Source organism: Dapis brunnea BLCC-M229 (assembly GCF_050015995.1).
Classification (GTDB): Bacteria; Cyanobacteriota; Cyanobacteriia; order Cyanobacteriales; family Microcoleaceae; genus Trichodesmium.
On the sequence record NZ_JBNHEP010000253.1, the window covers coordinates 79,650 to 92,081 of the forward strand.

Below are 12,432 nucleotides of genomic sequence, written 5' to 3' on the forward strand. Positions count from 1 at the left end.
AGGTTAGAAACAGGGAAAAAAATAAATGAAAAGAAAGGAAAAAAAAGATTTAATTGTTACTTGTGTAAGAAGTATAATTTTATTTTTTCAATATCAAACTTTCATTCATTAAGAACATTAAGAAGCTTTTGGCGGATTTCTTCACAAAGTTCTTGACTAAGTTGTTTATTATCATATTTACCCTTTGTCGTTTCTGCTACTACTTTTTCTAATCCCTCTAGACTTCGATCATTTTGATTATTAGCTGTGTAAAGTTTAGTATTTCCAGCACTTATAGCAGACTCATAAAGAGATTCTTCCGATCTATTTCTAGCGACATTATTTGTACACCAAGTCATAGCACCAACCATCTTAGCAATTTCCTCTGCCGTTTCCGTTTTTTCTGCTCGTACTGGCAAAGGTATTAAGGTAATTAAACCAATAGTTAAACCGAACAATATATAACATTTTTTCATTTGAGTTCTCCAAGTATATTTTCTCCTATATATTTATTATATCATCTGCAAATTATCATACTCCGGCAAGATAAAAAATAAAATTAACTCAGAACATATATACCCTACTGAAAAATATAAATTCATCAAAAAAAACAATTCCCGACCGGGCATTAACAATTCCCGACCGGGTATTAAATTACATTAAATCCTCTAACTTCAGTCAATGAAATAAGGGATAAAAAGAAGTAAAGGAATATATTGTAAATTATCTGAAAAATACAGAATTAATCAGACATTATCCAGTTACTCTTCTCCCTCTACCATCTCACGATATTGGTCAGCAGAGAAAACATCATCTCCCTCTAGTTCATCAGGGTCTTTAACACGCACCTTGAGGAGCCAACCATCTATGTATGGGTCTTCTTCTGATAACCGCTCTGGACTTTCTAATATTTCTTCATTACGCTCTACTACCGTACCAGTAATAGGAGCTTTCAGGTCTTCTACTGCTTTGACAGACTCAATACTGCCAAAGGAGCCTTCTTTTTCTATTTGGTCTCCCTCCTCTGGAAGTTCCAGAAATACAATATCTCCCAACTGTTCAATAGCAAAGGCACTAATACCAATAGTGGCAATCTCGCCATCCATTCTTACATACTCGTGGGTTTCGAGATATTTGAGGTCGTCTGGAAATTCTAGTGTCATTTAGTTCCTCACCAAAAATAGTACAAATTATGTTAGTCAAAGCAAGACTAGACTTGCATTAAAAATTATTCCGTAAAGAATAATATAAGGTAAACACCCAGTTATTAATAAGGTAAACACCCAGTTCTTATGGACAAGAAAAATATTATAGGAGTACTTTTAGGGAAATTTTCTGTTATCAGATTAATTCGGTCTGCCTTAATTATTTATCTCCTTGTAGGTTTCTGGGCTTTCTTTTTCTCAGATCGGTTAATTTTTTTACCTCGTCCATCTAAATACCAGGAAAACCAGGATTTTGTCAAGCTTGAGTCTAGCAATAGAGTCCAAATTACAGGAATTTATTTACCATTACCCAAGGCAAAATATACAATTCTCTACAGTCATGGCAATGCTGAAGACTTGGGGGCAATTTTACCCCGGTTACAAGATTTGCGAGATATTGGCTTTAATATATTTTCTTATGACTATCAGGGTTATGGTACAAGTCAGGGAAAACCTTCAGTCAAAGCTGCCTATCAAGATATTAATGCTGCTTATGAATATTTGACCCAAAAATTAGGGATACCTGCAAATCAAATTATTGTTTATGGACGTTCAGTGGGTGGGGGGCCATCAGTAGATTTGGCATCCCGTCAACCTGTAGCTGGTTTGGTAATAGAAAGTTCATTTACAACTGCCTTTCGGGTAGTGACCCGTATCCCTATTTATCCCTTTGACAAATTTACCAGTATTGACAAGATTAAAAATGTTAATTGCCCGGTGTTGGTAATGCACGGAAATGCTGACCGAGTAATTCCTTTTTCCCATGGACAGCAACTTTTTGCTACAGCTAATCAACCCAAGCTTTCTTTATGGGTTGATGGTGCTGGTCATCTTAATTTATTAGAAGTGGCAGGTGAGGAATATGTAAAGGTTATGGGTGAGTTTGTTAATTTGATAGAAAGAAACTAAAGTTTAGAAACCGGGTTTGTATTTAGGGACTTCCAAATAAAAAATTATCCCATTAGCTATGAAAATAAGGGAGTAGGGAATAGGGAAGAAATTGAAAAAGTAAGAGAGTAGGGAGTAACCAGTCAGGATATAGTACAAAAATAGAGTACAAAAATTGGGATAATTTATTTTCTGCTATTCCCTTAGATACTTTACCATACTAATATTTGTTTCTAACAAACCCAGTTTCTGGCAGAAGTCAATTAGTCAAGAGAATACAATATTTTTGGAAAAAGCCGAACTTTAAGGTAATCTATGTTTCCTACTTTTACCCTAAATCACTACATCAACAAGACTACCTGAAAACTTTCTCTAATTATCCATTATCCATTATCCATTGCTAATTTTGCTTTTGCCTTTTGCCACATTTGTTCAAACTCTACCAAACTATATTCCGAAATAGGGCGATCGCACATTTCCTCCAGCAAAGCAAATCGTTTCAAAAACCGATGATTCGTTCCTTGTAATGCTTGCTCTGGGTTTAAATCATACCACCGTCCCAACTGCACCAAAACAAACAAAATATCTCCCATTTCTGCTTGTTGATGTTCCTTATCTTCTGACTTTAAAGCTTCTTCAAACTCCCCTACTTCTTCGTGAAACTTCTCCCAAACCCCATCAACATTTTCCCATTCAAAACCAACAGCAGCAGCTTTTTTAGAAATCTTCATTGCTGCCATAATTGGAGGTAACTGCCGAGCATATCTGCCTAATTTTTTACTCAGTAAATCATTAGTTTCCCCAATTTCTGCTGCCTTAATTTCTTCCCAATTTTGTTTAACTTCTTCAGTGCTATTTACTTTCACATCTCCAAATACATGGGGATGTCTTCTAATCATTTTTTTGCTAATATTTTCAGCAACTTCAGCTAAAGTAAAATCATTTGCTTCACTAGCTATTTGTGCTTGCAAAACTACCTGTAATAATAAATCTCCTAACTCATCAATTATCGCTTCTTTATCCCCACCTTTTATGGCATCTACAACTTCATAAGCTTCTTCAACAATATAAGGAGTTAAAGTTTCTGGAGTTTGAGCTAAATCCCACGGACAACCCCCCTCTGGAGAACGTAATTTAGCTACTATTTCTATTAGTTCTTGTAATGCAGATAATGTCGAATTCATGTTAAATAACGAAGTTTCTTAATATTAATATAGTATGATATTCAAATCAACTCTGGAGTTGGCATCTAAGGTAGTTATAAAGACATATCTGACTACTCCCTGGACTAAAGTCAGGAGAATTAATTGTCAGGGTTTGGTCACTAAACCCCTACCAATTTTTTCGTAGAAGATGAGAGCCAGGCAGTTTTAATCCCTGGATAAAACATGAGCCACGGGATTTATTCCGTAGTATTATACACAGGTGTGTAGGATTATGTTATCATCATACCATGAGTAAATTAACCTTGACACTAAAACTACCTTCTTATCGGCTTAATGCTTATAAGGCTGCTGAAGAGTGAGCTATTGACCTTGCTCAATACTCAAGTAGCTAACACCTTGCTGAGAGTAGATAAATCAGAAGGTCGCAAGTATACGAGTAAGGATTTTCATCATGTTGAAATAGGTTCAATGTGTATTAATCAAACTATTCTTCAAAAATTAATAATTATCTCTTCTTATTAAATGAAGATTGGCTAGAAGGTTTTTTTCTTCTGTTGGTCGATTTTATATGGTGTTCTCTTCGAGACCCCAGGGAAGGGAAACTCACTCTTGCAGAGCCGCTCCACAATTAAAGTCAGCGATAGCTGAAACGCCATCCCACCCTACGGTCTGCTGCGCAATTCAAGTCGGCGAAACCCCGAAGTGCGAAGTTGTGCCCCAGTAAAATGACCGCTCTCTTGGTCGAGGGATGGCGAGGTTTCCTCGCCATCCCATCCTAGGTCATGCTGACTCTTGCCTCCTTTCCTGCGGAATGCTTCGCAAACGGAGGAGCTGCGCTTTTCATGTCGCGCAGCGAAACAGAGGAGCTGCCTCTTGCAGAGGAGCTTCCCTAACGCTAACGCAAACGACCGCTTTTTTTCCATGAATGGAAAGGCTTTATACCTGAATTTTTCGGTAATACTTGTGCTTTTACTAAAGTTAAAAAGTTTAAACGCTTGCCTTTGGAAGTGAATAACCAAGGGTACAATGTTATATCATCTCCGGTTGAATAGTTATAATTACAGCTCGTAGTAGGGCTTTAGCCCTAAGATAGATATTTCACGGGCTTAAAGCCCTACTACAAACAAAAACTTTTTTTATCACTAATTATCCGGAGATGATATTAGTCGTCAAGGTGATTTATTCACAGTTTCTCTGAGTCTATATCGAGGTAAGAGAAAACGAATACCTCTGAGAGTCCATTCTGCTTCACACCAAAAAACTCTGAACAAGATTATTAATGGAGATGCTCTGTTTGACTCTCTAAGGTATTTAGTATTTCCTAATCTCGGTATCTATGGATGTTCCAGAACCGGAATTAGTGAATGGTTGGATCGGAGTTGATAGACGACAAAATAATATTGCAGTGGCAGCATTACCGAATAGTTTTGGTAAGTTCTGGAGTGGAAAGCAAGTAAAAAGCTTAAGGCGTAAATATCAAAACTTCTTTGCGTAACTTCAAGAGTCTCAAAAGCTGAGGAAAATTAAGGACATTGAAAGAAGTGAGCCTATAATAATGACTCAGATCGATCCTGTGATTTCTAAACAATTAGTACAATTTGCCAAGGTATAATATGGGATTGCGGTTTGAAGACTTATCAGACATCAGACAAACTTCACTTCAACCCATCCCCCCTTTAGTTCCCCCCTTTGAAAGGGGGGAAGGTATTAGTCAAAACCAAGACCACTTGGCTTTTCATCGGTTATAGTTGTTGAGCAGGTACAAGGCTATTAAAGCCCCTGTACCAGTAGAGTCTTTACCGAAATAATTAAGGTTTAAAGCATCTCCTTTAAAGGAGAAACGGAGAAACAAGAAAAAATTTTCATAATTAGTCAATCCTCTCCTTTTCAAGGAGAGGTAATAATTAATAATTAATAATTAATAATTAATTATTAATTGTTGAACCGCCCCATATACTAGACGGTGTAATAGGCGAGAGGGTAAAGCATACTTTGAGAGGTTTTGATAGTTACACTTGCAATGCCGATGGGAATGCCTCTCAAAATATAGGTCATCTCTTGACTAAGAGGGAGGCTACTCAATCTTCTGTTTAATTTATATAAAATAAACAAATTAGTTTATCAAGAAAGTTAAGTAATTTTTATGTTTTCTGATTATCCTTTTGAGGTTATGCTAGAAAGGTGAAAACTAATCTTAATATATTCTTAGGATTAAGGCAAATTATCTGGAATATTTTTCAAATATGTATCTCTTGATACTAGCATACTAGGAACTTTCTTAATATGTTTGCTTTATATGAGTCAAATTCAGATTCATTTACAGTGCCTAATTTAGAGGTTAAAAGTAAAATTCTATCTTTAGAATCAACTATACAGGAACTACCACTGCAAGATGTTCTGATTGAATCTAGCTACTTTGGTAAAGATGTTGCATCTGTGTTTGAGGCTAATCCTTTACTACCAGGTGTAATTCTGATCGATCAGCAAGGTAGGTTTATCGGTATGATTTCCCGACGATTATTTTTTGAAAGAATGGGAAGTCGTTATGGTATAGAGATGTTTTATAAGCGGCCTATAGAAGCTTTGTATCAGTTCTCTCAAATAGATATTTCTATTCTTCCTGGTAATACATTGATAGTAGAGGCGGCGCAAAAATCTTTACACAGACGGCCGGAATTACTTTATGAGCCTATTGTTGTAGAAATAGAACCTAATGTTTATAAACTATTAGATGTGCATCAATTATTGGTGGCTCAATCAAAGATTCATGAACTTACAAGTAATCTACTGCAAAAACAAACTCAGGCAAAAGCTATTCAAACAGAGAAAATGGCTAGCTTGGGCAGAATGGTTGCTGAGGTAGCCCATGAAATTAGAAATCCTGTTAACTGTATTTGGAATAATTTAATATTTCTCTGTTCTTATCTAGAAGAAATTAGTAAACTTTTATCTACCTATGACGAAATATCAGAGCCATCTCCAATTATTAATCAAATTAAGGAACAAATAGAATATGATTCCTTACAGGAAGAATTATCTGAGACGACTCAAGGTATTAGATTTGGCTCAGAACAATTACTGAAGATTGTGAATAGTCTTCGTAACTTTTCCCACATGGATGAATCTCAAAAGAAACCAGCAGATATCCATGAATGTATAGATAGTAGCTTACTAATTTTAAATAATCGCCTTAAATACGGTATTAAAGTTATTAAAAATTATTGTACTAACTTACCAATGGTTAGTTGTTATTCTGGTCAACTTAGCCAGGTATTTATGAATCTAATTAGTAATAGTATTGATGCACTAAATGAAAAATATGTAGAACTAGAAGATTCAAATTGGCAACCTCAAATTAAGATTACTACGGAAGTTATAGTAGGAAAAGACGATGATAGGGTGAGTATTACAATGGCTGATAATGGTTTGGGTATTCCTTTAGAGATACAAGATAAAATTTTTGATAATTTTTTTACAACTAAGCCGGTGGGCAAAGGAACAGGTATGGGTTTAGCTATTAGTCACCAAATTATTAATGAAAAACATGGTGGAAAACTTAAACTAAAATCTTTACAAGGTAGGGGTACTGAATTTGAAATTATTTTACCAATATTTTAATTAATTGAATATAGGATATTTATCCTAAACTTAAAACGATAAAACTATAAAAAGATAATTTTTAGTAGATTATACTGCAAATTGTGAAATTTTTAGGCTAGTATATGAGACTAGATACTTTAAACTGAACTTTTTAACCATATATACTCTTTAACTGTGCCAAATCGAAATTTATTACTTTGTTTATTAATTACCCTAGGTATGTGGGGTACTAATGTTAAACCTATACTAGGGCAGGCATTAGTTCCTCATATATTACAACTGGACTCAGCTCAACTAGAACAGACAGGTTTAAGTTTAGCTGAGGAAGCGTTACAGTTAGCAAGATTTCAACAGTTTGACTTGGCTTTATCTAGAGCCGAACTAGCTACAGAATTAGCCCCAAATAATCAACGAACTTGGGCACTATTAGGCAGTCTTTACATTCAAGCTGAAGAGTTAGAAGAAGGTATTGCTGCCTTGAAACAAGCTCAAGAACTAAACCCAAGTAATGCGGAGATTAGATTTGTTCTTGGTAGAGCTTATTTTCAAACATCTGATTATAAAAACGCTATCGAGCAATTAAGAAAAGGTTTGAAATCTAAACCTGAAAACCCAGGAGCTTTATTTGACTTGGGTAATGCTTATTACAAGCATGGTAAATTTAAAAGAGCGATCGCACAATACGAACAAGCTTATGACCTAGAAAAAAATCTATGGCCTGCAATTAATAATATTGGTTTAGTTAAATATGAGATGGGAAAAGTAGATGATGCGATCGAAAAATGGCGTAAAGCTGTCTCTATTGATAATAAAGCTGCAGAACCACTTCTAGCGCTAGCAGTAGCTCTCTACACTCAAGGTGATAAAGAACAAAGTCTTGCTATGGGAGAAGAAGCACTGCGATTAGATAGCAATTATGCAGACATTGATTATCTTGACCAACATCTGTGGGGGGAACGGTTAATTGAAGATGCGAAAAGATTTCTGGCAACTCCTCGTATTCAAGAAACTTTAGCTCAAATAGAAGATTTACCACCGTCTCGCCAGGTTTCTCCTTGAGGTAGTGGACTGACACAGCTAAAATATTGCAATATATATAGCAAAGGAGGACTATCGTGTATGGGTAAGTTTGGTTCAATAATTAATAATTAACAATTAATAATTAATAATTAATAATTACCTCTTCTTAAAACGGATAGGATTGAGCAAAATGATTTTTTTCTTTTTTCTCCTTAAAAGGAGAGGCTTTAGACCTTAATTATTCGGTAAGTTTAGTATAGCAATGTGCGCTGGCATCTTTACACATTATTTTTTGTAGACCTTTTCGCTTACTGCACTTTGAACTGGAAGTTGTAAATACCTGAGCGCTCATTGCTATAGAACAGAAAATCTTGCTTTGAATCGACAACACAGAAAAACTCCACCCACACCCCCAAAAGTAGACGGAGCGACCGAAGGGCAAATTATTGCCTTGTGTTGTTCTGAACCTTCTGAAGCAAGATATTCTTGGACAATTAAATTATTAACTTCAGAACTCAAAAAACGTACAATTGTCACCTAAATTTCCAGTGAAACTGTATGTCGTATTTTAACTAGGTATCAGCTTTGAGCATTTCGGTGCCGGAATGCTCCGCAAACAGCTAGTCTCCTGGGTCGGAACTATGAACTTGAGCTTTTGTAGCTATGGGTTAAAATATCCATCTCGCACGTAAAAAAAATGATCCTACTGATTGCTGAGTTCTGAGTGCTGACCGCTTCTTAAAAAAAACAATTACGGTCTTGGAAAACTCAGAGGTTTTGTATCCCGGAAAGAGATTTAGCTAGATTTGTGTCTCAAGAGGTCTTAATTTAGTCGTTGGTAATTGAGAGAACGATCGATAGCAACCCCGTTTATCCGAATTGGATCAAAGTTTTCATAGCAAATACTTTGATCTGATCATCTAAATCATTTTCGGCTCGATCGCGCAATATCTGGAGAACCAAATCATTTTCTCGATGTTGTTCGATAATTGCCTCTAGGCAAGCTTGGCGCGGGTTATCCTCCCAATCTTCCTGACGGACAAAAGGGTCAGAGCAGGCACGATCGCAGAAAAACTCAAACATTCCCGGTTCATTATACCAACCCAAAGCTAACTGCTGTATTGCTGAACGTCGCACATAAGCATTCCGATCGAACTGAGCTAATTGTTTCAAAATGACAAAGGTATGAGGATGATTTTTTTCTACCAAAGCTAATAATTCCACAGCAGTTTGTCGCACATAAAAACTATCATCATTGATAGCCACTTGTTTGAGAATTTCTATTGTCTGAGGGTCATTTTGCCAACAAATACCCAACTCTACTACTGCTGTTTGTCGCACGCACACATCCTCATCAGAAATAGCTAACCGTTTAAACAACCTCAATGTATTAGGATCATCTTTCCATCCGATGGCTAACTGCTGCATTGCTGCTTGTCGTACTTCCAGTTCATCTGCAGATTCAATCCTTTGTTTGATAATAGTAAAAGTATCAGGGTCATCTTTCCACCCCAAAGCTAATTGTTGCATTGCCAACTGTTGTAAATCTGGACACTGAGCAGATACAGCCAGCTTTTTGAGAGCAGATATAGTATCAGGTTCATCTTGCCAATCTGTAGCTAACTGTACCACTGCTGATTGTTGTAGCTCGGAACACTTGCCAGACATAACAAGTTCTTTAATAATATTTAGAGTATCAGGGTCATCTTTCCAATCTGTAGCTAACTGTTCCATTGTTGCTCGTTGTACAGAAGAGCATGGATCGTCAATAGCTTGTTGTTTGAGCAAAGCTAAAATCTTGGGGTCATCTTTACCATCATTAGCTAATTTGCTAATTGCTGCTACTCGGATATCTGAACATTGGTCTGTAGCAGCTATTTGCTGGAGAGTAGCCAGAGTATCAGGATCATTTTTGTAAGTCTTGGTCAACACTTCCATTGCTGCTCTGCGTACCTCTGAGAAATTATCAGACACAGCTACTTCTTTAATAGTAGCCATCGCCTCCTGGTCATCTTTCCAACCAGTGACTAACATCTCCATTGCTGCAATTTTTACATCGTGCTGTTCGTCAGACAAAGCAGCTTTTTTGAGAATCGCAAACGTATCAGGATCGTCATGCCAACCAGTCGCTAGTTGTTCAACTGCTATTTTCCTAGCGTGCCAAGAGTCGTCAGACAAAGCAGCTTTTTTGAGGATAGCTATAGTATCGGGGTTATCTTTCCAAGCTATAGATAATTCCCGTATTGCTGCCACTCGTACATCAGAATTAGACATAGCCAATTTTTTCAGGAGAGCTAAAACAGTAGGATCATCTTTCCAGCCAACAGTTAATTGTGCTACTGCCAGCTCTCCGACTACCCAACATTCAGGAGATTCAGCCTGTTGTTTGAGAAAAGTTAATACATCGGGGTCTTGTTGCCAAAATGCTCCCAACTGTACCAGAGCTAACTCTCGCATCTGCCAAGATTCGTCATACTGAACTACTTGTTTGAGAATAGCTACAGTATCTGAGTCATGTTGCCAGTTTTCGATCAAATACCCCAAAGCTGCTTTTCGCACTGAAAAAACTGCATCTGATACAGCCAACCGCTTCATAATAGCCACTATATCAGAATCTTCTCTCCAATCTTGTGCTAAGTTTTCCACTGCTGCCAGTCGGACATGAGAACATTGATCGAACACTGCCAGTTGTTTGAGAGTTGATAAGATTTCCGGGTCATGTTGCCAATTTTCAGCTAACTGACTCATAGCTGCTTGTCTTACTTCTTCTGCAACTTGAGCAGAAACAGCCAACTGTTTAAGAATAGTTACAGTATCGGTATCGTCTTTGGCTAGTCGGGCTAACTGGGATACTGCCTCTGAAGCCACATGGGAATTTGGATCGGATATCGCCATTTGTTTCAGCCAGGCGATATTTTCGGCATCATATCTTCCATCTTGGTTCAATTTTTCTACTATTGCGAGACGCACTCCCCAATGTCGATCTGATTCCGCTCGTTGTTTGAGCCAGGCAAAAGTAAAGGGGTCTTTTTGCCAACCCTCAGCTAAGAGTTCGACTGCGGTCTCCCGCAAAGTTTCATCAATATCAGATATGGCTCGTTGTTTCAGAAAAGGTAGTGTGTCTGGTTTATTTTGCCAGTTTCGCGCTAATTGTTTGAGGGCTACAGAGCGGACATTTGAAGACCGATATTGATCTGCTAAAATTAGTTGTTTGAGGAAAGCGATCGTATTCGGATCGTCATGCCAACCTGTGGTTAATTGCGTGAGTATGGCTTCTTGCAACCACCAATACTCATTGTTGGATACTACTAATTGTTTAAGGAAAGGTAGGATATTGGGGTCATTTGGCCAACCTTGGACAAGATGTTCTATTGCTACTTTCCGCACATTTGGACATTGACCAGATATAGCTAGTTGTTTGAGAATAGGTACAGTATCCGGGTGGTTTTTCCATTGGATGGCTAGCTGTTCGACTGCTGCTAGTTGTAAGTCTGGGTCCTCATCAAACACTGCTTTGTGTTTGAGGGATAATAAGGTATTTGAATCATTTGTGAGCATTATCATAGTAGCCTCTAGGAAATAATAATTTTTCTATTTTTTAAAGGTAAATGGTATAAGCTAGATAGTACAGTTGTACAGATTATTTATTATAGATTAAATTACCTATAGATTGAGTTAGATTCTGATAAATTTTAGAAATTGTAGGTAGAGTAGATATTAATTATCTCCAGCTAGTTAGCTATACATAAATTTTGCTAATTGTGTTCTCTTAGTAAAGTGGATCTAGCGATCGCTAGCTTCACTAATATTAGAGCTGATTTATAAAGTAAATCTTAAACTAGCTAGTCGCTTAACCATAAGGTGAATTAGAGAGCCATAAATCATCACTTCACTCACGTCTGAATACACCTCATAATCCTTGCTTAAGCGTCGAAATCTATTCAACCATCCAAAAGTTCGCTCAACAATCCATCGCTTAGGTAAGCGCTAAAAAGTTTGGGAAGTTCTCTTGATTACTTCCACCCTTACGCAATACTGCTGACGCAACGCTCCGCGAATGCTACAAACTTCCTGAACTGCACTCGCAAAATTCTTACCAGAATAACCCTGATCTACCCAAAGCACCTCTAATTTCGACAATTTATCCCTGGTTTTATTAAGTATTACGACTGCTCCTAATCGTTCTAAAGTTAATAAAAGTGAGCCATTACTAACAGTGTATCGATTAAACCACTAAAACTCAAGCCATTTTTATCGGGAGCAAAAATCGGTTTTGTGAATAAAAAACTTGCCCATAAAGTAGAATTTTTTATCAAATCTCTAATTACCTCTTCTCCATCAAATTGATTACAGCAGTTTCGGATCATCAAGTATACTTGGGATACAAAAAAAATTAACTATTTGCAAAAAAATCGTAAGCATTCAGCCGTCAGCTATTAGCTATCAGCTTCATTAACCTTGAAAAGAGGCAAAAGCAATTGAGAGGTTTTAAAGAATTAAAAGTATGGGTAATTTCAGTTATTGGGACTTACACAACTTAACTGGCCAAATTAGACTATAATGCTTGGTCTACA

At 36.9% G+C, this 12,432-nt stretch carries 10 protein-coding genes and 2 pseudogenes; 6 read left to right on the forward strand and 6 right to left on the reverse strand.

Annotated elements, in window-relative coordinates; genetic code table 11:
* Positions 1-101: 101 nt before the first annotated feature.
* Together ACP6PM_RS29515 and gcvH are read right to left on the reverse strand one after the other, a co-directional pair.
* A complete protein-coding gene (locus ACP6PM_RS29515) occupies positions 102-455 on the reverse strand; it encodes a hypothetical protein (RefSeq protein ID WP_426590444.1) in 354 nt (117 codons plus the stop codon).
* A 285-nt stretch (positions 456-740) separates the two neighbouring features.
* On the reverse strand, positions 741-1,142 hold the full coding sequence (gene gcvH, locus ACP6PM_RS29520) for a glycine cleavage system protein GcvH (RefSeq protein WP_426590445.1): 402 nt from the start codon (positions 1,140-1,142) through the stop codon (positions 741-743).
* A 129-nt stretch (positions 1,143-1,271) separates the two neighbouring features.
* On the opposite strand from gcvH, the gene ACP6PM_RS29525 reads away from it, so the two are divergent.
* The gene (locus ACP6PM_RS29525; protein ID WP_426590446.1) at positions 1,272-2,093 is read left to right on the forward strand and encodes an alpha/beta hydrolase; all 822 of its coding nucleotides are present in this window, start codon (positions 1,272-1,274) and stop codon (positions 2,091-2,093) included.
* A gap of 362 nt (positions 2,094-2,455) precedes the next feature.
* Here ACP6PM_RS29525 and mazG read toward each other — a convergent pair whose 3' ends face one another.
* A complete protein-coding gene (gene mazG / locus ACP6PM_RS29530; protein ID WP_426590447.1) occupies positions 2,456-3,256 on the reverse strand; it encodes a nucleoside triphosphate pyrophosphohydrolase in 801 nt (266 codons plus the stop codon).
* Positions 3,257-3,607: 351 nt separating this feature from the next.
* Between mazG and ACP6PM_RS29535 the strand changes: the two genes are divergently transcribed.
* From ACP6PM_RS29535 to ACP6PM_RS29555, 5 genes and pseudogenes are all read left to right on the forward strand, one after another.
* Positions 3,608-3,760: a hypothetical protein gene (locus tag ACP6PM_RS29535; protein ID WP_426590448.1), complete on the forward strand. Its 153-nt coding sequence runs from the start codon at positions 3,608-3,610 to the stop codon at positions 3,758-3,760.
* Between the two features lie 814 nt (positions 3,761-4,574).
* The gene (locus ACP6PM_RS29540) at positions 4,575-4,733 is read left to right on the forward strand and encodes a hypothetical protein (RefSeq protein ID WP_426590449.1); all 159 of its coding nucleotides are present in this window, start codon (positions 4,575-4,577) and stop codon (positions 4,731-4,733) included.
* Between the two features lie 788 nt (positions 4,734-5,521).
* Positions 5,522-6,856: a sensor histidine kinase gene (locus tag ACP6PM_RS29545; RefSeq protein ID WP_426590450.1), complete on the forward strand. Its 1,335-nt coding sequence runs from the start codon at positions 5,522-5,524 to the stop codon at positions 6,854-6,856.
* 156 nt (positions 6,857-7,012) lie between these two features.
* Complete coding sequence (locus ACP6PM_RS29550) at positions 7,013-7,897, forward strand: tetratricopeptide repeat protein (protein ID WP_426590451.1); 885 nt, start codon at positions 7,013-7,015, stop codon at positions 7,895-7,897.
* A gap of 325 nt (positions 7,898-8,222) precedes the next feature.
* Positions 8,223-8,396 (forward strand): annotated as a pseudogene (locus tag ACP6PM_RS29555) (IS630-like element ISMae25 family transposase); the annotation flags it as partial.
* A 332-nt stretch (positions 8,397-8,728) separates the two neighbouring features.
* On the opposite strand, the gene ACP6PM_RS29560 reads toward ACP6PM_RS29555, so the two are convergent.
* The 3 genes and pseudogenes from ACP6PM_RS29560 to ACP6PM_RS29570 all read right to left on the reverse strand — a co-directional run bounded on the left by ACP6PM_RS29560 (position 8,729) and on the right by ACP6PM_RS29570 (position 12,225).
* Positions 8,729-11,416, reverse strand: a complete 2,688-nt coding sequence (locus tag ACP6PM_RS29560) for a HEAT repeat domain-containing protein (RefSeq protein ID WP_426590452.1) — start codon at positions 11,414-11,416, stop codon at positions 8,729-8,731.
* Positions 11,417-11,677: 261 nt separating this feature from the next.
* Positions 11,678-11,830, reverse strand: a pseudogene (locus ACP6PM_RS29565) (IS5/IS1182 family transposase); the annotation flags it as partial.
* Between the two features lie 218 nt (positions 11,831-12,048).
* On the reverse strand, positions 12,049-12,225 hold the full coding sequence (locus tag ACP6PM_RS29570) for a hypothetical protein (RefSeq protein ID WP_426590453.1): 177 nt from the start codon (positions 12,223-12,225) through the stop codon (positions 12,049-12,051).
* Positions 12,226-12,432 lie beyond the last annotated feature (207 nt).